The sequence below is a fragment of the Vibrio gazogenes genome (assembly GCF_023920225.1).
GTDB lineage: Bacteria > Pseudomonadota > Gammaproteobacteria > Enterobacterales > Vibrionaceae > Vibrio > Vibrio gazogenes.
The window spans coordinates 1,981,023-2,005,940 of record NZ_CP092587.1; the positions used below are offsets into that span (position 1 = coordinate 1,981,023).

General features: G+C 44.7%; 20 protein-coding genes and 2 pseudogenes. 9 read left to right on the top strand and 13 right to left on the bottom strand.

Features of this window, described 5'->3' with window-relative positions; translation table 11 throughout:
* The first annotated feature begins 163 nt into the window (after window positions 1-163).
* The 7 genes and pseudogenes from MKS89_RS08805 to cobD all read left to right on the top strand — a co-directional run bounded on the left by MKS89_RS08805 (window position 164) and on the right by cobD (window position 6,784).
* The gene (locus tag MKS89_RS08805; protein WP_072961511.1) at window positions 164-1,234 is read left to right on the top strand and encodes an ABC transporter substrate-binding protein; all 1,071 of its coding nucleotides are present in this window, start codon (window positions 164-166) and stop codon (window positions 1,232-1,234) included.
* A gap of 9 nt (window positions 1,235-1,243) precedes the next feature.
* A complete protein-coding gene (locus tag MKS89_RS08810; protein ID WP_072961514.1) occupies window positions 1,244-2,047 on the top strand; it encodes an alkaline phosphatase family protein in 804 nt (267 codons plus the stop codon).
* A 17-nt stretch (window positions 2,048-2,064) separates the two neighbouring features.
* A pseudogene (locus tag MKS89_RS08815) lies at window positions 2,065-2,907 on the top strand (ABC transporter permease); the annotation flags it as partial.
* 67 nt (window positions 2,908-2,974) lie between these two features.
* Complete coding sequence (locus tag MKS89_RS08820) at window positions 2,975-3,763, top strand: ABC transporter permease (protein ID WP_072961518.1); 789 nt, start codon at window positions 2,975-2,977, stop codon at window positions 3,761-3,763.
* Entirely contained in the window at window positions 3,760-4,779 is a 1,020-nt protein-coding gene (locus MKS89_RS08825) for an ABC transporter ATP-binding protein (RefSeq protein ID WP_072961521.1), read from the top strand. The genes MKS89_RS08820 and MKS89_RS08825 overlap by 4 nt, the downstream gene beginning before the upstream one ends.
* 1 nt (window position 4,780) lies before the next feature.
* Window positions 4,781-5,437, top strand: a pseudogene (locus MKS89_RS08830) (HAD family hydrolase); the annotation flags it as partial.
* 186 nt (window positions 5,438-5,623) lie between these two features.
* Window positions 5,624-6,784, top strand: coding sequence for a threonine-phosphate decarboxylase CobD (gene cobD / locus MKS89_RS08835; protein WP_205409095.1), 1,161 nt, complete (start codon window positions 5,624-5,626; stop codon window positions 6,782-6,784).
* Between the two features lie 40 nt (window positions 6,785-6,824).
* Here cobD and cobU read toward each other — a convergent pair whose 3' ends face one another.
* From cobU to MKS89_RS08870, 7 genes are all read right to left on the bottom strand, one after another.
* Window positions 6,825-7,394 (bottom strand): bifunctional adenosylcobinamide kinase/adenosylcobinamide-phosphate guanylyltransferase, encoded by a 570-nt coding sequence (gene cobU, locus MKS89_RS08840; protein ID WP_072961527.1) that lies wholly within the window; start codon window positions 7,392-7,394, stop codon window positions 6,825-6,827.
* A 1,026-nt stretch (window positions 7,395-8,420) separates the two neighbouring features.
* Complete coding sequence (locus tag MKS89_RS08845; RefSeq protein ID WP_072961590.1) at window positions 8,421-8,702, bottom strand: type II toxin-antitoxin system Phd/YefM family antitoxin; 282 nt, start codon at window positions 8,700-8,702, stop codon at window positions 8,421-8,423.
* A 591-nt stretch (window positions 8,703-9,293) separates the two neighbouring features.
* Entirely contained in the window at window positions 9,294-10,172 is an 879-nt protein-coding gene (locus MKS89_RS08850; protein ID WP_072961592.1) for a HEPN domain-containing protein, read from the bottom strand.
* Between the two features lie 210 nt (window positions 10,173-10,382).
* On the bottom strand, window positions 10,383-10,859 hold the full coding sequence (locus tag MKS89_RS08855; RefSeq protein WP_021021931.1) for a GNAT family N-acetyltransferase: 477 nt from the start codon (window positions 10,857-10,859) through the stop codon (window positions 10,383-10,385).
* A gap of 365 nt (window positions 10,860-11,224) precedes the next feature.
* Entirely contained in the window at window positions 11,225-11,932 is a 708-nt protein-coding gene (locus MKS89_RS08860) for a hypothetical protein (protein WP_072961529.1), read from the bottom strand.
* Window positions 11,933-12,045: 113 nt separating this feature from the next.
* Entirely contained in the window at window positions 12,046-12,693 is a 648-nt protein-coding gene (locus MKS89_RS08865) for an MAE_28990/MAE_18760 family HEPN-like nuclease (RefSeq protein WP_072961532.1), read from the bottom strand.
* Entirely contained in the window at window positions 12,690-13,793 is a 1,104-nt protein-coding gene (locus tag MKS89_RS08870; protein WP_072961535.1) for a DUF262 domain-containing protein, read from the bottom strand. The genes MKS89_RS08865 and MKS89_RS08870 overlap by 4 nt, the downstream gene beginning before the upstream one ends.
* Before the next feature lie 321 nt (window positions 13,794-14,114).
* Here MKS89_RS08870 and MKS89_RS08875 point away from each other — a divergent pair, with 321 nt between their 5' ends.
* A complete protein-coding gene (locus tag MKS89_RS08875) occupies window positions 14,115-15,119 on the top strand; it encodes a TcdA/TcdB catalytic glycosyltransferase domain-containing protein (RefSeq protein ID WP_072961537.1) in 1,005 nt (334 codons plus the stop codon).
* A gap of 1,170 nt (window positions 15,120-16,289) precedes the next feature.
* Here MKS89_RS08875 and MKS89_RS08880 read toward each other — a convergent pair.
* From MKS89_RS08880 to MKS89_RS08895, 4 genes are all read right to left on the bottom strand, one after another.
* Window positions 16,290-16,754 (bottom strand): acyltransferase, encoded by a 465-nt coding sequence (locus MKS89_RS08880; protein ID WP_072961540.1) that lies wholly within the window; start codon window positions 16,752-16,754, stop codon window positions 16,290-16,292.
* A 132-nt stretch (window positions 16,755-16,886) separates the two neighbouring features.
* Window positions 16,887-17,558 (bottom strand): hypothetical protein, encoded by a 672-nt coding sequence (locus MKS89_RS08885; RefSeq protein WP_072961542.1) that lies wholly within the window; start codon window positions 17,556-17,558, stop codon window positions 16,887-16,889.
* Between the two features lie 405 nt (window positions 17,559-17,963).
* Entirely contained in the window at window positions 17,964-19,892 is a 1,929-nt protein-coding gene (locus MKS89_RS08890; protein ID WP_235862457.1) for a cellulose-binding domain-containing protein, read from the bottom strand.
* Window positions 19,893-20,229: 337 nt separating this feature from the next.
* Complete coding sequence (locus MKS89_RS08895) at window positions 20,230-21,405, bottom strand: AraC family transcriptional regulator (protein WP_072961594.1); 1,176 nt, start codon at window positions 21,403-21,405, stop codon at window positions 20,230-20,232.
* A 330-nt stretch (window positions 21,406-21,735) separates the two neighbouring features.
* Between MKS89_RS08895 and MKS89_RS08900 the strand changes: the two genes are divergently transcribed.
* Entirely contained in the window at window positions 21,736-22,476 is a 741-nt protein-coding gene (locus tag MKS89_RS08900) for an aspartate/glutamate racemase family protein (protein WP_072961545.1), read from the top strand.
* Here MKS89_RS08900 and malG read toward each other — a convergent pair.
* The gene (gene malG / locus MKS89_RS08905) at window positions 22,438-23,328 is read right to left on the bottom strand and encodes a maltose ABC transporter permease MalG (RefSeq protein WP_021021919.1); all 891 of its coding nucleotides are present in this window, start codon (window positions 23,326-23,328) and stop codon (window positions 22,438-22,440) included. The two genes, MKS89_RS08900 and malG, sit on opposite strands and share 39 nt — an antisense overlap.
* Before the next feature lie 11 nt (window positions 23,329-23,339).
* Window positions 23,340-24,896 carry a maltose ABC transporter permease MalF gene (gene malF / locus MKS89_RS08910; RefSeq protein ID WP_072961548.1) on the bottom strand — a complete coding sequence of 519 codons (1,557 nt, stop codon included), beginning with the start codon at window positions 24,894-24,896 and terminating at the stop codon, window positions 23,340-23,342.
* Window positions 24,897-24,918: the final 22 nt, after the last annotated feature.

The window sequence follows — 24,918 nt, forward strand, 5'->3', positions numbered from 1 at the left end:
AGCAGACATGATTCAATGTAAGAGTTCATCTCAAAGCAGGCAAGAAGACCGCGCTAATATTCATCAATCTGTCATAAATAATTTAGAAAACAGCCAAGGAATCGTCACATTTGCCGCATAGGATGAAAATTAAACAAACTGAACTAGTCCAAAGGATGGCTTTATGAAACCATGTCGCACTTCCCGAATGATATGCACAACATCATCACTGATTACCCTCGCGCTGACATTTAATGTCACAGCACAAACACAATCTATAGATGAACTGGCTGCGGCCGCAAAAGCGGAAGGAACCGTTTACAGCGTCGGCATGCCTGATAGCTGGGCCAACTGGAAAGATACCTGGCGCGATCTGAATACCAAATATCACCTCAAGCACCAAGATACTGATATGAGTTCAGCCCAAGAAATAGCCAAATTTGCGGCAGAAAAACACAATGCCACCGCAGATATCGGTGATGTTGGCTTTGCTTTTGGGCGTATTGCCGTGCAAAAAGGTGTCGCACAGCCTTACAAACCGTCAACTTGGCAGCAAATTCCTGACTGGGCAAAAGATAAAGACGGCTATTGGGCGCTCGCCTACACGGGCACAATTGCATTCATGTCAAACAACAACTTGGTTAAGAACCCGCCCAAAACTTGGGCCGATTTACTCTCCGGAAACTATAAAGTGACCATCGGCGATGTGGGTGTCGCATCTCAAGCCAATAATGCTGTTTTAGCTGCTGCATTTGCCAATGGCGGCAATGAGTCCAATTTAAAACCAGCACTAAAGTTCTTCGGAAAACTGGCAGAACAAGGCCGTTTATCTTTCACTGATCCCAGTCTGGCAAACCTTGAAAAAGGAGAAGTCGAAGTCGCAGTGTTGTGGGATTTCAACGCCCTCAACTACCGCGATAAAATTGACCGCTCTCGTTTTACGGTCAGCATTCCACAAGATGGTTCTGTGATTTCCGGCTATACCACCATCATCAATAAATACGCAAAACACCCAAATGCGGCAAAACTCGCGCGGGAATATATCTTCAGTGATCAGGGACAAATCAATCTTGCGAACGGTTATGCGCGGCCGATCCGTACCAACATTGCGCTCCCGGCAGAAACCAAAGCCAAATTACTCGATAATAAACAGTACAAAAGCGTCCATCCTATCCGCAACTTTAATGCTTGGGAAAAATCAGCCCGCCGTCTGCCACGTCAATGGCAGGAAAATGTCCTCATCCATCAGCAGTAAGGCAGCACGATGAACAATAAAGTGATCCTTGTTGTTCTCGACGGCCTCAATCTTTCAGTAGCCCAGCAATGTCTGGGCTACCTGAATAGTTTGACTACGTCTCAGCAAGCGATGTTATATCCAATCACCTGTGAACTCCCGTCTTTGTCTCGCCCTCTCTATGAGTGTTTGTTAACTGGCATCCGTCCGGTTGAAAGCGGCATTGTTCACAATCATATTCACCGCCGCTCTCATCATGAGTCGGTCTTTAGTCTGGCAACGCAGCAAGGCAAAACAACCGCGGCTGCGGCTTATCACTGGTTCAGCGAATTATATAACCGCTCACCGTACAATCCGGTCGAGGATCGTGTCACCGATGATCCGGCGCTCAATATTCAGCATGGGCGGTTTTATCACTGGGATCACTACCCCGATGAAGCACTATTCTTGGATGCCGAATATCTGCGTCGCCATTATGATCCGGATTTTTTACTGATTCACCCAATGAATATTGACGATGCCGGTCATCAGGCAGGCCTCGATTCAGCGCATTACCGGAATATGGCGCGCAAAGCCGATATGATTTTGTCCGACTTCTTGCCGCACTGGATTGAAGCAGGTTATCACATTCTGATCACCAGTGACCACGGTATGAACAATGATTGTTCTCATGGCGGAACCCTGACAGAAGAACGCGCCGTCCCACTGTTCGTCATTGGTGAGCGCTTCAGTCATCAACCGACACATATTGCCCAAACTGATATTTGCGGAGTCGTCTGCGAATTGCTCGGACTGGTTCACAACAAACCGATTGCCAGAGGCCTGCTGCAATGAAGCCAAAAGAAACCCCAATGCTCCCGTTCACACCCCGCTCCCGAATTCGGCTGAAAAAATGGCAACCATTGTTGTGGTTGATACCATTTGCGGTGGTGTTCTATCTGTTTCAGATCTCGCCGATGTTGTGGGTCGTCACCAATAGTTTCAGCGACGGCACACAACTTTCATTTGACAATTATCGCGAGATCTTTGACTCACCGTTTATTCTGCAAGGCTTCAGCAATAGTTTATGGCTGGCATTATGGTCCAGTTTGATAGGTCTGTTCATTGCAGCGTTGTTGGTCTCATCCCTACGGCATCTGAATAACGGCGTCCGAGATGCCGTTATTGCATTTACCAATATGAGCAGTAACTTTGTCGGCGTGCCGCTCGCGTTTGCTTTCATTATTATTCTCGGCACCAATGGCGCCCTGACGCTGATTTTACGTCAGCTCGGTATCTTAGATGACTTCAACCTGTATGGCCGCTGGGGGTTGTTGGCAATTTATACTTATTTTCAGATCCCACTCGGCGCATTGCTCCTTTACCCGGCATTCGACGCCCTGAAAAAAGACTGGCAAGAAGCCGCAGCATTACTCGGGGCTGATACCCGTCAATACTGGTTCAAAATTGCATTGCCGATTCTGGCTCCGGCGTTGTTCGGAACATTCATTATCTTATTCGCCAATGCCATCGGCGCTTATGCCAGCGCGTATGCGCTCACCCTTGGTAACTACAACTTGATCACAATTCGAATCGCGAGCCTTGTCTCCGGTGATTTGTTCCTCGAACCGAACCTTGCCGCAGCCATCTCGGTCTTGCTGATCGTCATTCTGGCCTTTGTCACCATAATTAACCAGTGGCTAATTGTGCAAAGTGATCACACCCAAAGTGACCGCCGTCGTCGTCGCTCAACAAAATCCCGTTCACTCATAAGGAAAGACCATGCAAAACACGCATCAGATCTATCATAAAAGTGTCGTGTACGGCATTCTCCTGACGTTACTGATCCCCATCGCAGCCACATTTGTCTATGCCCTTTCGGCCCGCTGGGGGGCTTCGATCCTGCCTGAAGGGTTTACCTTGCACTGGTATTTACAGCTGCTCAGCGACCCGCGTTTTCTCGCTGCATTCGGCCGTTCATTATTTGTCTGTATCACAGCACTGCTCCTTGCAACGGTGCTAATTCTACCGATGATTTTCGTCATTTTTTATTACTATCCGAAATTGGATAAAGTGATGAACATCCTGATTTTACTACCATTTGCCGTACCACCGGTGGTCTCTTCCGTCGGTCTGCTTCAGCGCTACGCGGATAGTGAGATTGTGTTGGTCGGTACGCCGTGGATTCTGATTGGCACCAATTTCACGATTGCTCTGCCCTTTATGTACCGGGCGATTGCCAACAGTATGATGGCGATTCACCTGCGAGATTTGATTGATGCCGCTCACCTGCTCGGAGCCAGCACCACCAAAGCATTTTGGTTCATTATCTTACCCAACCTAAAAAAAGGGCTGATGGCCTCACTCTTTCTGTCTTTTTCATTCTTACTGGGCGAATTTGTGTTTGCCAATATTCTGGTCGGTACCCGCTATGAAACATTGCAGGTTTATTTGTACAACATGCGCCAGACCAGCGGTCACTTCACCTCAGCATTAGTGATGACCTATTTCTTCTTTATTTTTGTCTGTACGTGGCTTGCCAGTCGCTTCAACCGAGGAGTACAACAATGAGTTATGTCCGCATCAATCACCTTACCAAAGCATTCGGTGAGCATACCGTTTTTCAAGACATTCAGTTGACTATCGAGCAAGGAGAATTCATCACCCTACTCGGCCCCAGCGGTTGCGGGAAATCCACACTATTGCGTTGTATTGCCGGACTTGATCCCATCAACAACGGTGAAATCTGGGTCGATGGCAACAACATCTCCCATCAGGTACCACAGAAAAGGGCAATTGGCATGGTGTTTCAATCTTATGCTCTGTTCCCGAATATGACAGTGGCCGACAACATTGGCTTCGGTTTGAAAATGAAAGGGACCGACAAGTCAACGATGCAGCAAGAAATCCAACGCTTTATCGAATTGGTGGAATTGAAAGGCAAAGAAAAACATTACCCGCATGAACTCTCGGGGGGCCAAAGACAACGGGTTGCTTTAGCCAGAGCCCTGATTGTCCGGCCAAGAATTTTGCTGTTGGATGAGCCACTTTCAGCCCTCGATGCCAAAATTCGTAAGATCTTGCGCCAGCAAATCCGAACGATCCAAAAAGAGTTGAATCTCACCACGATTTTTGTCACCCACGATCAAGAAGAAGCGATGCAACTCTCGGATCGGATTTTCCTTATGAATCAGGGTGAAATTGTGCAGCAAGGCCGTCCTGAAAGTATTTACACCCAACCTGCCAATACGTTTGTGGCCAAATTTATGGGTCACTACAATCTTATCGATGCGCAAACGGCCAACGCATGGTTTGGGCTCGAAAGCAGCAGTCAGGTTGCCATTCGTCCTGAATCGATTTACGTCAGAGAACCCGGACGCCACTATGAATCACATATTTCAGCCCCTCAGACCGCAACAGTGGTAAGTCATCAGTTACTTGGTAATGTGATTCGCTATACAACCGCGATTGGGACTCAGCATCTGACCGTTGATTTGCTCAATCGCTCCTCAGAAAGGTTGTTTCCCGTTGGACAATCGCTGGAACTTTTATTTAACCTGAACGAAATACAACCCGTGAGAGACTGATATGTCTAACCCTTTGTACGTTTTTGATATGGATGACACCCTCATTGACGGTGACTGTGCCATGATCTGGAATGCGTTTTTAGTTGAGAAAGGCATTGTCACTGACCCTGAGTTTCTGGCAAAAGATCATGCCATGATGGATTTATACGCAGCCGGAGAGATGGATATGGCAACATATCTGGACTTTACCCTCGCCCCACTGACCAAACTGCCGCAAGCCACGGTCGATGCACTGGTCGAAGAATGCATCACGACGCGAGTGCTGCCACGACAATTCCGGGAAGCACAGCAGCTCATCGGGCAATTGACGGCACAACACAGACCGATGTTAATTATCTCCGCCACCGTCAGTTTTATTGTCCGTCAAGTCGCACAGAAAATCGGCATTCCCGATGCGATCGGGATTGATTTGGTCGTCGAGAATCAGTGCTATACCTCGCAAATCGATGGCATTCCCAGCTACCGAGAAGGCAAAATCCGACGACTGAACGACTGGATTGCCGCCCAGCCACAGTCATTCTCAGCAATTCATTTCTATACCGATTCAATCAATGACTTACCGCTTTGCCAGCAGGCTGATTACGTTTACCTCATCAACCCGGCACCGGTACTCAGTCAACAGGCCGAAGGTAAGCCGCACTGGCATATTTATCATTGGGAAAAGACTGAGTCGAACGTCGAAAAAAAGACAGGATCGAAAAACATTGTGAGCGGTAAAATGATGCTTGAATAACAGATAAAAGCTCATCATCAATACTGATATTCACCGCCGTTCATGTCCTCAATTCACCGCGCCAGCGTCTCAGGTCAATTCTTTCATTCTGCTCGTACTGGCGCATCCCGTGTGAATCCGCTACATTGTCAGCCATTCATGGCAAAGCATTACACCGACGATTCAATGGCAAAAAGCGGACAACATGGCGGTAACACACGGCAAATGGCCGAAAAGTATGGCCAAAAAGCAGAAGACATATTAGATTTTAGCGCGAACATCAATCCGTTGGGAATGCCTCAATCCTTACGGGATGCCATTATCAGTCAAGTGACTTGTGTTGAACGCTATCCGGACATTGACTACCAACATCTGCATCAAGCAATTGCCCGTCACCATGCTGTGCAAATCAATCGTCCTGACAGCGATTTTCCAGCCAGTTATGTCATCGCAGGCAACGGGGCAACCGAACTGATTTTTCAGTGGGTACAACAGACACAGCCCCGCCGAGCATTGATTGTTGAACCGACATTTGCGGAATACCGTCAGGCACTGACACGTATCGGGTGTGACATTGAGCGTTTTGTCTTAGTCGAACAGGAAGGATTTGCTGTCACCGAGCGCTTATTGGCAGCACTGCATGAGGGATTGGATTGTCTGTTTCTCTGCACACCGAATAACCCGACCGGCCTGATGCCGCCGCCAGCCCTGCTGCAACGGATTTTAAACCGCTCGGCTGAACTTGGGATTCAGCTCTTTGTCGATGAGTCCTTTATTGATTTTCTGCCGCAACATCGGGGACTCGCCGATGTCCTTGATCGTTATCCAAACCTGTTTTTACTCCGTTCCATGACGAAGTTTTACGCCATTCCGGGGCTGCGGCTTGGCTATCTGTTATCTGCCAATCAACCCATGCTGGCAGCACTGCGTGACACACGAGAGCCGTGGACGATCAATGCATTTGCGGCACTGGCAGGAGACATCCTCTTACAGGATCACACCTATGCGCAGCAGACTTATCATTGGCTGCAACGTGAGCAGCACACATTATATCAAGGGTTATCACAATTTCCGGCGCTAACGGTCTACCCGCCAACGGCCAACTATATTTTCTTTCGCCTCAACCAGGCCGATTTCGATTTACAACATGCACTGATGCAGCACAACATTTTGATTCGTCACTGCGCCAACTACCACGGCCTGTCGGCACAATACTATCGCGTGGCAATTCGGACTGGTGAGGACAATCAGCAATTACTTGAGGCACTCAGGGATGTGCTTTCCCATGGCTAAAATTTAAGCGCCTCTCAGCAACGTCTTTTAACAACGTCTTTTAACAACGTCTTTTAACAACGTCTTTTAACAACATGGGTAAACCGGCAGCCATAAACGTCACTTGTTCAGCCATCTCAGCAATCGCCTGATTCATCCATCCGGCATGATCGACATACAGCCGAGAGATCTCCCCCATCGGAATAATGCCGAGACCGACTTCGTTGGAAACACACAAAATTGTGGCCGGAGAGTCCTGCAACGCACTGACTAAGGCCTGCACCTGCTGCTCGATCATCGCCTTAGATGCCGTCTCGCCATCGTTGTAAATGACGTTATTGAGCCACAAAGTCAGGCAGTCCACCAAGACGATATCCTGCGGCTGAAACTGTGCCAGCGTTTGTGCCAACATGAGCGGAGATTCGTGGTTACACCATTCGGGCCCGCGGCGACGCTGATGCTGTTCAATTCGCTGCGTCATCTCCGGATCAAACGCAATTGCGGTCGCAACATAATGCAGTTGTGCGGTGACGCCTTGTGACACTCGCTGTTTGAGCAGCGCCAATGCCTGCCGTTCCGCATAGCTGGATTTTCCGCTCCGCGCCCCACCGATAAAAAGAGATACTGCCATAGATAGATTGCTCCCCCGAGTTAACCCAATGATTCTGCCCGAACGGGCAGGAAAATCAATGAGATTGGGAGACGGTTTTAGTCTTATGGGGATGAAAGCGGCTTATTGACCGCTTTTGATTGTTGGATGTGAATATGGTGGAAATATAGGTGTTTGGGACGCAATCACATTCATTGATTTCATTAGCATTTTCGAACACGCCCCAGTTACTTTTGATAGATGTCAAAAGTAACCAAAAGCATCTTTTTGGGTTCAGCGCGCGTAATCAGGGGCGGATTGATTCGCATCCTGCTCAAGCAATCCTGAAAAATCGTCCATGATTTTTCCCCTGAGAGCATCGATCAATTTGGCTTTAAAAATGTTTCACCCAATTCAAATCAACCACCAAACCAAGAAAACCATTCAAGGATGAATGGTTAGGCTTTTCCGGGCAGGACGTCCGTAAAAGCTGGTTCTGGACAACGCACGACCAAGCCAAACAAAAAAAGATTTTCTGGTTCGTCTTTCATCTCTGAAAGATGAACTGGCGCACAGAGCACCGATGCATCTGAAATCACTGACGCTGATTGTGCGTCAAATTTGGGAGCCAAAGGCTAAGAAGATAAAAGGTGTTTGGGGGAGAAATGGTGGCTCTGTGGTTTGGAACGCAATGACTTTCTTCGGTTTCATTAGCATTCTCGAACGCGCCCCAGTTACTTTTGATAGATGTCAAAAGTAACCAAAAGCATCTTTTTTGGTTCAGTGCGCGTAATCAGGGGCGGATTGATTCGCATCCTGCTCAAGCAATCCTGAAAAATCGTCCATGATTTTTCCCCTGAGAGCATCGATCAATTTGGCTTTAAAAATATTTCACCCAACTCAAATCAACCACCCTACAAAGAAAACCATTCAAGGATGAATGGTTAGGCTTTTCCGGGCAGGACGCCCGTAAAAGCTGGTTCTGGAAAGCGTGTGACCAAGCCAAACAAAAAAGATCTTCTGGTTACTCTTGCATCTTGGCAAGAATAACTGGCGCCCAAACAACATTCATTTTTTAATACGTTCCAGTACATTAGCCCGAGCGTCTTCGTTAGAAACTCCCATACCTGAAGCAAGTTGTGCTTCTGCCGCTCGCATTTCTTCAAGTAATTCTATTTTTTCTTGCATTGCTTCATATTCTTCTACATCCAGAACCACAGCAACCCCCTTGCCCCTTTGAGTAATCACCAGCGGACGCCGAGTCTCATTGATTTGTTTGATAAACGAAGCCACACCGGAACGAAATTCAGATAACGGTTTGATGTCTTGGTCAAAGCGAATACGTTTCATTGCAGAAATCTCTATTTGTACGTAATTATGTACAAATAATAGTTCAACCAACCGTAACAAACAAGGTGACAGGGAAGCCAGCTTGAAATGATTAAATTGTGGTTTGGTGTGACCAATAGTAAATCTGTTGGTTTGGGACGCAATGACTTTCTCCGATTTCATTAGCATCCTCGAACGCGCCCCAGTTACTTTTGATAGATGTCAAAAGTAACCAAAAGCATCTTTTTGGGTTCGGTGTGCGTAATCAGGGACGCTTTTATTCGCTCCTGCTCACGAAAAGCTTAAAATTCATCCATGAATTTTACCCTGAGTCTAGTAAATCCTCTCCCTGTCTCTCTGCAAAGAAAATTAATGAAATCTGAATCATTAGGGAGAAAACCTCAGGACGAGGTTTTCAGGATTTTCCGGATAGGGACATCCGTAAAATCCGTGCCCGGACAGTACGTGACTCAGCCAAACAAAAAGATCTTCTGGTTACTCTTGCATCTCGGCAAGAGTAACTGGCGCACAGAACACCGATGCCTCTGAAACCGAAAAACGAGATTGTGCGTCACATTTCAATGCCAAAAGCTACGAATCAAACGATAGCCCTCAATCCCCGATTCTCCCCCGACAAACCTGCTCGGTTAACACCTGCAAGCGCTGTACTTCTGTCTCCAGATAATTCAACTCTTCTTCGGTAATTTCATAATGCTCCGAATAGCGCGCATCAATATAGGCGCGTTGCAGACGCCGGAAGCTGCGGCGGTGGAATTTGTTGTCCATCGGGAAAATCTCAGCAAAGGCCAGATCGATTTGTGAACAGAATTTCCCCAACTTTTCGATATTGTGGGATTTGGGTAAGTAATTGGTGCAGGTCAGTAGCGTGCAGGCGAAAAACCGTTCCGTCGATTGATGCAAGAGAAAAGCCGCTTGTTTTAACTTACCGCGATTTTTATCAAATCGATAAGTCACCAGAAAATCAGAAGCACTTTCAAACCACTGCTCATAATGCTTACGGGCAATCTCCCGTAGCTCGGTTTCGCTCAAATCCCCCGGCTCCGCCAACGGTTTCGGCGTCGCGGCAAACAGTTCGATTCCCTCTTCGCGGATATCTTTAAAGAAATAATGACCCTGTTGCAGTCGATTATTCACTTCGTTCAAATCATGCACAATCAAGCCCAATGGTGCCGATTTCACTTTGCGATCAATTTGCTCTTCCGCCCGCTGCCAGACCACATAATCTTCAACCAAAGCAGCTTTGTTGACGATCACCAGAATATCGTAATCGCTGATATAACCATTGACCGGATCCTTGACCCAACTGCCTTTGGCATGGCTGCCGAACAGAATAATTTTCAGAATGCGAAACTCGCTTTTACTCCCCGTTTTACCTTCAAGATAGTCGTCCAGCGTATCGCGCAGAATAGTCGAGATCGTGGCAAGCTCTTGCTGTTTAAATTCAGGCAGGTGATCGAGGGAGGTTTTCATAAAACGTGCTTCGCTTTGGTGGATAACATAGCTATAGCATAAAAGAAGCATTCAGCAAAAAACACTGTTTATCATAGTTTTAGTATTGTTGAAGGATAAAATGCGACGGATTTCTTGCTTTATCTTGTTGTCAGTGCTGGTAAGAGCGGACGATACAAAGATAAAACGAACGCTAACATAGGTAAAAATGAATGATTACCGCCATACTCGTTAGGTGCGTAGCCAAAGTTGGTAAAAGTCTGTTTCATTGTGCTTGGGATTCTTGCGCACGAACTCCCAACCATGGCGCTTATAGAATGTGAGAGCTCGATGGTTAGTTCTGCTTACTGAAAGTACAGCACGCAAACAACCCGCTTTACTCAAAGTGCTTACAATATAATCCTGCACTTTTGGAGCGAGTCCTGAACCACGAAAATTCGGCTTTAAGTAAATGAGATGCACATAGCCAGTCTCCGGCTCAGGTGAAAAACTGCGAAACTCTAACTGCCCTGCAAACTGACCATCCACAAATACATGGATATAGAACCATTCTGATGTTGCTAACCGGTCTAAGACTCGTTCACGATAACCGCTGATGAAGTCGTCGAAACCATCGTAATGCCCAAAACTACAAAAGTATGCATCTTTTCTCGCAGCAACGCATAATTCAAAATCATCAATGTTTATCTGCCGAAAAGCAATTTCCATACTTACCTTTTCCTTCAAGCACCTAACGCCGCAATAAGCGGACTAAAATAGTGGGTTAAAATGTGGAGCAAAGCGAAACGTAACCTACCGTTTTAGTTCCGTTTAATTGCCTTGTTAGCTTTTATTTAGTTAGCCGTTATTTGGCTTTCTATTGGTGGTATCTTCCAATCGCTTCAAAAGCAGTTTTTTTAATTCGTTCATGTTTTTATATTCAGGGCAATTGTATGCAGCCAAATCGAAATGAATAGAAGTGTTTTTCTTTCGGTAGAGAATAACTCTCCTGCCCAAAGAATGTGCATAACCAATTTCGTAGTAGACACTAGGTCGCTCGTTGGTTAAATCACCAAGTAAAAATTCACTTGTCTTTATCTCTTCGATAATTTTTTGGTTATGACATCCTCGTGTTCAATATCATCCGCGCGAATAGCTTTGATACCAAATTTACTGAAACATTCTTTATAAACCTCATAAATATCTTCAAGTTCAGGGTTATTCTGATCAATTGGCATCATTATAAAAGCCGTATTTGGCCTATATAATTGATGAAGATTTGGATTTTTTGTTATTAACCCGTCAGATATTTGAATTGGAGCAACCTCAATAAGTTGAAGCATTCCTTCTAATTGTTCTAAACAATAAAAAAATGTTTTACTTGCATCATCAGGGTGGTCAGGTTCGTCTTCTGACTGTCCAGGAGGATTCACACCTAAAACTGAGCCTTCATCATGTATTACTTCTATTTCCCACGATTTATACTTTCTGAGCCTAAGAGCGGATCTCATTTTTTTTGCATAACGCCCAATATCTTTTTCATCTGATTTATCAAGTATTGGTGAAGCTTTGAGGAGTGGTAAGATCAATGATATTGCTTCGAGCATCGTCTTCTGCGTATCTAGTGAGTCATCTTGTAAAACCTCTGATAATTTATCCCAAAAAGTACTTGCGGTTTTTGCTCTCACAGGCCAACCATGCTCGTCTACTTTTTCTCCACAAACTATCTTCGCAGAAGAAAAGAAAGAAATGGCTTTTTCTCTAAGGTTTTCTATTTTTTCTTGTAATTTTTTGATTTCCAAAAGACTCATTCCTTATGAAAGCTAATGCCACGCTAAGCGGACTAAAATAGTTGGTTATAATGTGTAGCGAAGCGGAACCTAACCAACTGTTTTAGTTCCGTTTAAGCGTCTTGTTATGCACTTATCTTGTATTCCTCAAGGGATACTGCATTTTCTATATCAGTTTTATATGAGCGAAGTAAGAAGAGTATTTCATCTGCTAATTCCCTAAAGCCTTCTGAGTCAACATCCAAATATTCACCATGAGCTATATAATTTCTCCTATTTAATAGACTCTCATCAATGAGATGATATCGAGATTCATAAGCTTGAGTGTTAATACCAATCGAGTTGGCTATGTTCGCGAAAACCTTCGAACTAAGATTAAATTCAGTTCGAATAGCAGATTCAATTTTCAGTTTAGCCCTTTCATCAAGCTCGTCACGCAGGAACTCTAGAGTAGATATAGATACGTTAGAGTTCTTCGAACTCACCAAATCGTTGATTTTTCGTTTCACTCCAAATACAACAAAGCAAGATTTTAATTTTCTATACGTCAATGACTGCCCGTTAACGAACTCTAGATAATATGTTGATGCGTTTTTTACAAATCCTTCCCAGTGGCCATACAAAAGCGGTATAGCAGCCCTGACAGCAGTCTTCTTATTTAGATTTTCAGAAGTTCGGACGACAATTTTGAGATTTGCGATTTCTTTTAACCGCCATGAAAACTCGCTATCTAAAGCATTTTGCAATTGATTTATCGTTCTAATTTTACTCATGGCTTGAAAAAACCTTTAGCCATAGGAAGAAGTTTAGAAAGGCGTGTTGTACCGCGAATCCCTGCACCAGAATTTTTCTCAAATACAGGGTCACTCCATAAGTCTTTCGCTCTAGTAATTACGAATTCCTTTTGCTCGTCTCGCCCTTTATGTTCGATTTCGTCAAGGTTTTGAGAAATTCCAAATGCAATTGTTTCATAGAGTGACATGAGAAATTTTCCACCAAAACTATGGCCACCCCAACGTTTAAACGCATTATCCCCGAGCGAGTCATTCAGCAAGCTAAACGTTTTCTTAAATCGTGTTTCCTCCTCACCCCAGTCGATTTCATCATTTTTTGAGATTTCTACTAGAGCTTCATCAAGGTATTCATGAACATCTAAGCCTTTTTTATATGGATGATGTTTAAATGCAAAAAATCTAAGAACAAGCTCAACCCCAGCTTGTTTTTCAACTGCTTTTTCTGTTTGATTTACTGTTTTTGTAAAGTCGTCAATTTCAGCTAACTTTTTCAAGAGCTTGTAAAATTCAGCGTTGATCATAACAGCAACACAATTTCTAACTTCTTGTTCAGAGAGTTGTGCGCCACCCGTATTTAATCGCTGAAACAGTTCATATTTGGCATTTTCATCGCTTTCTTTAAGGAGAATTTCGACACGAATTCTGGCTCTCTTAATCTGCATTTGCATGCTCTTGTCTATTGCCGAGTCTCCTTCATTCCAGACTTGCCAACGTTTATCAGACAAGCTAGGCAAAAACTTCGTCCCCTCTAGTGTACTTGGTTCTACTTTTTCTCCTTCAGGGCCTTTTAAAACCCCTGAGAACTCTAAGATAGTGGATAGCCGCTGAAGGCCATCAATTAACTCCCAATTCCCATCTTTATCTTGGAATACGAAAATTGGGGGGATTGGAATACTTAATAGTATCGACTCAATGAATCGCGTTTTCCTAGTGACATCCCAACGAAATAGCCTCTGAAACTCTGGGTTGATCTTTAATTCGTCATCTTTATACAAATTCATGACTTCGCCTAAAGACATATCATAGCCGTCAGATACGATCTCTTTCCTTGCTTTCTTAATTTCTTTCTCGAGACTCATTAATTTTCCTTTAGGATTCTAATCTTTGATTTGCATAACGCCGCCTTAAGTGGTGAGTAATAGTTGGCTAAATGTGAAGCGAAGCGGAACCGAACCAACTGTTACGAATCCGACTTTAAGGCCTTGTTAAGTGGCGAACACACAAACATGATTAGCATTAACTTGCACTACTGAAAAGCAATAGCTAGAAACACCTATTATTTCATATTTTCTTCGCAGTATAACCAAGTTTATTTTTTTAAAATTTACACATTATGAATAATAGTCACATGCAATGGCAAAAATTTCAGAAGATAAAATTAAAATTATCAAGGAGAAAGCATGAGTATACCAAAAATCGTTCATATTATATGGGTTGGAGGGAAAAGCCCTATAACAAGTGCAACTGGACTTAAATCAAATTTAGCCAGAATTATTAATTGGAAAGAAAAACTTACAGGTTGGGAGGTAATTCTATGGACCGAAACTGAGAGAGCATTAACTGGCCCTGCATTTAATACATTAATCGAAAATAAAATCAAAGTGCAAGATATATCATCAGTTTTAAAAGATTTTGAAGAACCCTGGTCACAGTTTGTTCATGATGAACTTTTCGGCAGTCAAGCTAATTTTGGGGCGGCAAGTGATATTTTACGAGTTGCCATTTTGGTCAAATTTGGAGGTTTATATACAGATCTTGATAACTTTCCTGGAACCAATATAAATAGCATGAATACACTTGCATCCAGCCAAGACCTCTATGTAGGTTTATATGAAAATCCAGCAGTTTTTTGTAATGCAGTTTTGGCGGCAAAGAAGGGTAGCCAGTTTATGAAAGATTATATGGCAGAAATAGTTAATGAATATAGGCGAATGTATTCGCCATCATTAGCCGACATTGAGTCAATGCCGATACTCAGCCCTCTTAAAGAAAAAATAAAGGAAAGTTATAATTCATTCAAAAAAGTTGGCAATGAAAAATATACAAATCGACTACTCGATGCTTTGACTAACTTTAACATTATATACCACAGGAAAATAGATCGATTAAACACAACAATCAACATGACTGGACCAAGAATATTAAGGTGGTGCATAGAACGTCACTTCTTCAATTATTCAGATGATTACGTTGAATATATAAAATCATATAAAGATTATGAAGTCTTTACCACTCAAGCCAATAAATTAAAAGATAATTATATTCCCATTGATGTAATCAAAATAACATCCGAAAACAGCTGGGGGGGAAAAGATAACTTAGATTTATTAATTGATCAAGCTAACAAAGATCTTGAAAAACTGGTTGATAATATTACTAGTGACTGGTTAAACGATGTCGATTAGCCATTTAACAGTTTATTATACAGAACCACTCTACAGGAATACTTCTGTATAACTTACTGACACTCGATGAAATTTCTGTCCTAATCGCATGAAAATACAGACAAAATGCCAGTAAAAAATAACATTACATCAGAAATCACAGCATTGTGCTGTCTAATCTGCGCACGAATGATTTACCAGTGCTACCACCATTCGGAACATCTCGTATAAGTTCCATTTGTTCTCGAATAAGCATCGAAACACCATACATAGCATTGAATAAGTTGTAGAAAATCGCCAGAAAAAATTGACATAAACATGGCATTTTTTTTGATATGGATAATGTTTGTACAAAATTGCAGCGTTTTAATCATCAGGAAATTGTTTTTTTAGCACCTCGTTCCCACGCTCCGCGTGGGAATGCATGCCTGACTTAGAAGTGGCACGCAAAGTTCAGCGCTTGTACCACCCCCGGTTATCATCCAGTGCATCATCCGCAGTAAGCGATCAGTTTTGGCAGGAAGGTGTACACCCTGAATGAATACAAAGTGATGAAATGATGCATCAGAAGGTTGAATCGATTCACCAACCTCCGGTTAAAATAGGCTAGGTCGATAAAGAGACCCACTAGCGTTATTTCAGTGCTCGTCATTATGAAAACGAAACAGGACGAATTGATATCTGCCAATCATGGTAATTTTTGGCTCGGTATGTATTCCCACGGAGGACCGTGGGAACAAGAGTAAAACAATCAAGTCGGCTTCTAAAATGTTTCACCCAATTCAAATCAACCACCCAACCAAGAAAATCATTCATGGAAGAATGATTAAGCTTTTCCGGGCAGGACGCCCGTAAAAGCTGGTTCTGGAAAGCGTGCGACGCCGTCAAACAAAAAAAGATTTTCTGGTTCGTCTTTCATCTCTGAAAGATGAACTGGCGCACAGAACACCGATGCCTCTGCAATCGAAAAACAAGATTGTGCGTCAAATTTGGGAGCCGGAGGTTAGGAGGGGGAATATTAAAAACAGATTCTAGACAACGTGCGACGCCGTCAAACAAAAAAGATTTTCTGGTTCGTCTTTCATCTCTGAAAGATGAACTGGCGCACTGAGCACAAATGCCGCTGAAACCGCAGAAAGAAATTGTGCGTCAAAATTCATAGCCAAAGGCTAAGAGGGGGAATATGGAAACTTACGGTAAATCTCTTAACTTTCTGGCCGGGTTCCCCGCGTAAATCCCTTTCTCAGTAATGTCCTTGGTCACTACACTCCCGGCACCAATCACAGCACCATCACAGATATGAACAGGCAGCACGGTTGCATTCGACCCGATTGTCACGTTGTCTTCAATCACGGTACGCCCCCAATTATCTGGGTTTGGATCTGGCTGGCCGTTCTTAAAAAGGTCGTTAGCAAACATCACCCCATGCCCGACGAAACAGTCGTTGCCAATCGTGACGTACTCACAAATAAAAGTATGCGACTGTACTTTTGTCCGGGCACCAATGACTGCGTTCTTTTGTATTTCGACAAACGGCCCAACAAACACATCATCCTTGAGCTCACAGCCATAAATATTGGCAGGCTCAACAATCGTGACGTTTTCACCACAGGTTATATCTTTAATTTGAGCGTTTAAAATTCGTGGGGTTGTCATCGTGTCTCCAAATTTGTAGGGCCGTTGTATAAAGCATTCTGAGCCGATGTTGTAACGACATACACCTAGGTGGTTTTTACTTTCCCGTTGGGAAACATATCAACTGCTTCTTGTTAAGTATGCGTATTAATCTTATTTTTTTAATACTTCACTGTTTATAATTGCCACCAATTCATTAGAACTAATGCCGACTCGAAATGGCGCTGGTATGTTCAACAATATTGCTGACGGATCATCTCCTGTTTGCTGTCTAACAAATGCCATCTGTTCAGCTATTTCATCAAATGATTCTCGACTATCTAAAAGATAAAGCAGGCTGTCTAGGCCAAAATCAATACTGCCCTCCTTGCCAATATTCAAGGTCCGTTTCAGTAGTTTTATGAAAATACGAGAAAACAATCCGACTTCTGAAGTGTAATTGTCTATCCCTTTAACAATAAAAACAGCTTCATCTGTTTTGCCACCATCATGACTAGTGGTATTGATCCATGCAGGACCAATAGCGTGCCAAGGCAAAGTTATTCCTATTGAGGATAACCAAAGGCCACTTTCTGAAAATTCGACCAAGCCTTTATCCCTCCCGCGAAGCAACACACTGACAAACAGAGCAAGAGCAAAACCAGAAAAGACCATCCCGAGAATTCCAATGAGGTTGATTTTAATATCATTATCGCGTAGTGCCAGAAAGCAGCATAATATAAGAAACAACCCGCCCCCCCAGACTGAAAGATGCATTTTTAAAGTCGGCTTAAGTGCTATCGGTTTAGATAAACCATTTTTTTTATACTGTTCATATGGATTCATAATTTTTCTACCAAACAAAAATTACAGAGTTTTCGCCTAATCCTGAGTATAGAGCTCAGTTTTAAAAATAGATTGCGCTATATTTATCGCACCTAAATCATTGATTTTTAATATTATCAATTACAATAATTATTACAAGGCCATTATTTCTCAAAATATCGATACCTCTGAAACCGAGGAACAAATTATGCGTCAAATTTCGGAGGCGGAGGCGGGGTATATATAATTGAGATGTAGCAGTTTAGTGCGCAATTGATTCCATTTCACAAGATTCGCCTTGTTACATAATACAAAACTTTGAGGCGGCTGGTGCACAGCGTAAGCCGTTCCAGCCGCAGTCGTGCCTTATATGGCACACACCGTTCTCATGGCAGCGGTGTCAGTTTTGCATTCTGGTATTGGTCATCAATCACAATCGCCAATCAACGTCCAGGATGCATCACTGCCAGGGACACTGTTGGTGTACCAGTTCGCTTGATATAGCGTGTTTTGATAAACCATTTGATCACCGGCATTAGCGTGATTATAGCCACTACCGGGCCAGTCACTAGCAGGCCAGTTGGGGTAAACATTAATACCGTTGCAACTGTTGCCCGGAGGGTTATCCGATGCACCGATCTCGATATCACCCGCAGCCGTTAATAGTGTAATAAAGTCCAGTTTGGCGCCATCTTCGCGACGTTCGATACGCAATGTATGGTTGCCTGCCGCAAGGTTATCGAAAGTCCCCAGTGTGAAAGTGTTCCAGCCACTGGTTTGTTTGTTGTTTTGAACCATCCAGTTGCCATCATCCAGTTTGAAATAAAACGAGTCATCGTTGGCGTTTGGCAGGTTGGCGCGGATCTGCAGTTGGATAGCAGTCGACTGCGATAAGCTAAAGGGGATTAAAACTTGGCCACTTGCATCATCCGATGCGGAATTCAGGAATTGATCACCGTTATTGGGCCAGACAATATACTGCGCTCCGGCATCTGATAACACGGAAAACGGCGCGAATCGTTCTTGGCTCGACAAGCTTTCCAGTTCGACTTGAGCGGAGGAACCTTCGGAGCCGAAACCCTGCCCGTTAATCGTAACTCGGTAACCATAAAGCGGATTAAAAACATCAACGGGTACAGTGAGCGAACCGTTAAACACAGTTTCTACCGATTGCATCGCGGTAACGGGCCCGGCAACAGGTGTATCTTTATTTGCCCAAGTGACATATTCCACTGTCACATCGACAGTATCGCCAAAACTGGCAGGGATATTGTTGAATACAACATTCGCAGTACCGGTAAAATTACCGCCGAGACAGATACTGGCGGAACCGGACTGGGTGTCTAAGTTGGCGAAGCCATCCAAACCATCACCATTTTGATGGGGCGGCGTAACATTGAGCATGTTGCCCGTCATATCCCCATACCATTTGTACAGCCACCAGCCACCACCGCGTTGGTTATTGGCCGTTAGCAGGCTACCGAGTCTGCCTGGCAGGTTGGTGAACCACCAAGAGATATTCGCCGATTCCACCCGATTGCGCTCAAATTTTGCAATAAATGGTACGGATACCCCGGGTGCGCCTTCATATTTGTGCGTGTCATGGGAATATTCGTTGATGCTGATGGGACGGGGTGAAATACCCAGCGCCCTTTCCCGGGCACGGTAGTCGGCAATATTTGCCGTGATATTGTCTGAGCCACCCAGTTCGTGCCAGCTGATCACATCGGGCAGACAGTTGTTTGCAACGCAGTATTCGAGAAACGCCTGAATGTATGAGGCATGATACCAAGCCGCTGATGGGCCGATAATGCGTTCACCGGGATCCTGACTGCGAATCAGGTCATAGGTGGGTTTCCATAGTGATGATTTGAAGTTTCCGTTCGCATCGTCATCCCAGGTAATATTGGGTTCATTGAAAATTTCATAACCGTAGTAATTATCTCTTCCTGAGGCACGCTTGTCTGCGATAACCGAGCGAACTCTCGCAGACCAATGTGACCAGCCCGACCACTGATAAGGCCAGCCGGGCAGTAAATCCGCTAAGCGGACAGTCACTTCGGCGGTGGTATTCGCTAATCTTTTCGACACGGGGATAGCAGCACCAATCGGCTGCTGGTACCCCGCCCCACTTCTGGCGGGTTGCGTATACATTCTGGGATGAAGCGGCGCGACATCGCCATTGATGTCTGTGGGTAAACTATCAGTGATACCGTAAAGTGCGCCAGATGCGGCGTGTGTAACGGGACCAATCGGATCTGACATGTCGACAGTGAGTGTTTCATTTTGTGCGTAAACACTCGTACAAAATAACAACAGCGCACCGCACAAAGCCGAAAATCGTTTTTTGATCATCGTTTTGAATCCTTGACTAAGTTGAGGTAAGTACCGACATTCTTTTGAAATGGCGTGTTTCATCAGAAAAACATGCAGGGAAAACTTTTCTCTTTATTGCTATGGTCGAGCGTGGACTCGCCTATCCATGCTCACATATTGAGAAAGCCATTGTTTAAGATGCTGGAGAATAAGAAAATAAACAAAAAAGGTTTAAATGTTTGTAATCCAAATCGTTAAATACTTTTTTTAAATCGTTAAAGTTTATGAAATAAATTGCACCTTAATCGTTGAGATTCTCGCCAGTACGCTTAGGAGAATAGCGACACTCAAAGGCCACATTTTGTGGCACAGATCACTAATACTCCGTCTTAGAGTCCTTAAAGCGGTTCAGCCTGAATGTTTTCGGTGCGCAGCCGTACTCCTTTTTAAACAGCATATTAAAGTAAGTCACATTCGCATAACCAACACCAAGGGCGATCTGTTTGACGCTAAGATGCTGCTCTTCAATCAGTAGTCGCGAAGCCTCTGCCAGACGAAGTTTATTCACGTATGCGGTAAAAGTGAGACTGAATTCAGCTTTTAGGAGCTTATTAATTTTTGAGCGGGTTGTTCCCAGAGTGGCTGCGGCACTTTCAATATTGATCTCTGGGTTGATGTACTCAACGGCAATATGGGAAAGAAGCGCCGACTTCGGATCGTCAGGTTGCTGTTTGACCGACAACTGCTGATAAGCAATGAAGGGACGATTGGTATTCACTTGTTCTTTTGCGCAGCATATTTTTTCCTGTACATATAATTTCATTAAAAAATATGCCAAGACTAACCAAGCAACGACGATGAGCGCAACACTCCCCCACACATAGCTGACGTTCTCCGAAACCAGTACCAAATCGGATATTTCAACTTTCGAGTGACTTCCTCTTGGGCTTTGGAGCGAGTTATTGATAGAAAAACCGTGCGTCCTTCGTAAATCTGCAGTGCGATCTGTATACGCCAAACCATAGCGCTCAAGCCACCAGTCAGCGGAATCCAGATCATTTAATTCGAATGATATTTTACGGCTTTGCTTATTGCAGGTTAGAAAATCGAGGCTAACGCGATAGGTTTCTGGTTTTCCAAGTTTTGTCACATGGTCAACATAGGTATAGAGCGCAAAAACGAGAATATTTTCAGGATCACATTGAATACGAAAACTGATTCTGGAATAAGAACTGAGATCGATCAAATCACTCACATCTTGTGGGTCGGCAAGATTGATAATAAAAGAGGTATAGGGATATTTCTCCTCCGTAGAAACCCAAAAATCGAAGGTGATAGGCTGCGACGTTTCTCCACTGTTTAACACCACGACCTTGTCGTCTTGTTGCTGATCTGGCGGCTCAGTCCCGTAAAACCAGTTGATATCACTATTCTCCAGCGGCAAAAAAGCGGTTTCATGGGTGGAAAGGAGCACCCCTGCGTATAGCAAAATAGCGGATAGAACAAGGAGAACAGCAACACAAAGTAACGCTTTGCGATAAAATAATGTCATTCTTTTGATATTCTTTTTATCCATTAATGAATGTCTGATATATAAAAACATGCGAACCGGAAATAACAGACGTCGACCCATAACTCTGGGTATTTAAATCCAAACAGTGTGACGTCAAAGCCGCAACACTGTGTAATTCAGTCAAAGGTTACCCCATGTCGCTATATATTATCCGTTAATAGCGTTTGATTTTTCAGTAGCCGTTCTACTGTCTGCCGTCGGTATTTAAATCACCACCAATCATAAATTCCATTTGAAATTGTATACAATCTGCATCATGCTCTGAAACTTGTCATCATCCAAACTTTTACTCATGGAGAGATTAAAACAATGCGGATTCTCGTTGTTAACCCGAATACGACAGCCAGTATGACCGAAAAAGCCTGTCTTGCTGCCCGGCAAGTTGCCTCTGAGGGGACTGAAATTATCGCCGTGACTTCGGCACACGGGCCGGTTTCAATTGAAGGATATTATGATGAGGCGCTGGCTGTCCCCGGGATGCTTCAAGCCATTCAGGCACACGAGAATTTCGATGCAGTGGTGATTGCCTGTTTTGATGACACGGGTCTGGACGCCGCTCGTTGTGTCACCGATAAACCGGTGATTGGCATTGGTGAAGCGGGTTATCGGGTTGCTTCGATGCTCGCCAACAAATTCAGCGTCGTCACAACCCTCGCCCGCTCTGTGCCTGCGTTGGAACACAATTTATTGCGTTATGGAATGGAAAGACAATGTATCAGCGTGCGTTCTTCTGAAATCCCAGTGCTTGAATTAGAATGCGACGGCTCAGATGCGATGCAGAAAATCGGCCAGGAAATTGAGCAAGCGATTGTCGAAGATCGGGCGGAAGCAATTGTCCTTGGTTGTGCCGGGATGGTTGATCTGGCGGAAAAACTATCGGCTCAGTTTGCAATCCCGGTGCTTGATGGGGTCACTTGTGCCGTGTCGCTGTGTGAAAGTCTGGTCAGACTCCGAGTCAAAACCTCGCGTCAGGGCGGCTATGCGCCGCCACCGACTGAGAAAATGGCAGCATCAGCCTTTCACGCCACCAGCCGTCAGACCACCGACTAACCAGCGTTGCGCTAACAAGAACACCAGAGTGATCGGCAGTGCCGATAATACCGCTGCCGCAGCAAAATCGCCCCACAAGTAGTTTTGCGGATAAAGGTACTGCTGCATTCCGACCGCTAGTGTGTACTGATTAATATCAGACAGGAGCAGGGATGCTACCGGAACTTCACCGACTGCGGCAATAAACGACAGAATGAAAACCACAGCAAGAATCGGTACGGACAGCGGTAACAGCACCAGACGGAAGGCTTGCCACGGGGTTGCACCGTCCAGTGCTGCGGCCTCTTCCAGCGAGCCATCAATGGTTTCAAAATAACCTTTGATGGTCCATACATGGAGCGCAATTCCCCCCAGATAAGATAAGATCAGCCCACCGTGGGTGTTCAATCCGAGGAAAGGAATATACTGACCTAACTTATCAAACAGAGCGTAAATCGCCACCAGCGCCAGCACTGCCGGAAACATCTGGAAGATCATCATCGCCTTTAAGATGAGACTTTTTCCCCCGAATTTCATCCGTGCAAACGCGTATGCCGATGTGGTGGATAAGGCGACGATCAGCACCGAGGAGATCGTCGCAACCTTGACCGAATTCCACAACCAGGTCAAAACCGGAAATGGTGGTGGAGTTACACTCCCGTCAGCATGAGTAACTGCAAATCCCAATGCTAATTTCCAATGCTCCCAAGACGGATGTTCCGGAATGATACTCCCAGTGGCAAAGTTACCTTCCCGTAATGAGATTGCCACGATCATCAGCATCGGAAAAATAATCAGCGAGAGAAAGAACCATAAGCCAATATGGGTTGCCCAGACTCGGTATTTCAAACTTTTTCCTTGAACCATTGCCATCATGCAACTCCTTAATCTTGTCCTGTCCGAGTGAAACGAAGATTGATTAATGCCAATGCACCCACCAGTAAGAAGATCAGTGTTGCAATCGCACTGGCCAGACCGAAGTCCCGACCGCCACTGCCCTCAAAGGCAATCCGATAGGTGTAGCTGACCAGTAAGTCCGTATAGCCGGCCGGCTCGGTCGTCCCGATCATATTTGGCCCGCCGCCGGTCAGCAGATAAATCATCACGAAGTTATTAAAATTAAACGCGAAGCTGGCAATCAAGAGCGGCGTTAACGGCTTGATCATCAACGGAAGCGTGATTTTCGTAAAATTGTACAACGGCCCTGCGCCATCAATCGCTGAGGCTTCATAGAGATCTTCGGGAATCGCTTTCAGTAATCCCATACACAAAATCATCATGTAGGGAAATCCAAGCCAGGTGTTGACCGCAATCACCATAACCCGAGCCATGATGGGATCGGAAAACCATGCCGGTTTGAGACCGAACAGCGCATTCAACACCATGTTGATTTCACCGAAACTCTGATTAAACAACCCTTTAAAAATAAGAATCGAAATGAATGCCGGTACTGCATAAGGCAAGATCAGTAGCACACGATAAGCCGACCGTCCGCGCAGCGCTTCCCATTGCACGACGCTGGCAAGTACCAAACCGATGATCAGGGTCAGCCCGACGGTTAGCGCGGAAAAAGCCACCGTCCAGATAAAGATGCTGATGAACGGTTCTTTAATCCCATCGTCCTGCCACACCCGCTCAAAGTTAGCCGTCCCGATTTTGACAATAAATCCCGGAGATATCGGGGTCTTATCAAACTGACCATGCTGATCAACCGGCTGATAAAAGCCGATATCCATGTTGGGCTTGAGTAATTCACCATTTTGCTGATTACGCAGCGTCATCCCATCATCGAGCAACTGATATTTGGGGAAAATGGCTGAAAACCGACGTAACCCATTCATCCGAATCGTTTGTTTGTCCGGGGTAACTAATTTCAGCCCGGACAGTGTATCCCGATGTTGAATCACGGTTTTGAGTGACTCTTTTGTCCATCCTTGCGGAGACTGAATCGGTGTTAAGGCCAACTGTTTAGCCGGATGGCGACCCAGTGAAAATGCCGGAGTCGCCAGTAACTGCTCTCCGTTGCGGATCACCAAACGGTAGCCGTTTTGCGCGTGATACAGGGTAAAAGGATAGTTCTGACCGCTTTGATAAGTCTGATCAAGTAAGACTGACTGCGCGCGTTCTAAAGAAAGCTGGTTTTTTGCGCTGTAATTGGTGAAGGAGAGTCCGATGGTGTAAACCAGCGGAAACATAATAAACAGGATCATGCCTGCAATGCCGGGATAAATATAACGATGCGCATATGTTTTCCGGCTGCCAAAAATGTACAGTGCCAGCGCTGTCAGAACAATGGTCAACAACGCAAACGCAATTTCACCACGCGCATACATCATGATACTGGCATAACCGTTCAGGCTGCCTATCGCAAACAGTATCACCCACTTGATTTTATGACCGGTACTCAAACTGCCGGGGTCTGCTTTCTGAACGAATTGCATAAAACTTCCTGAAATTTAATCA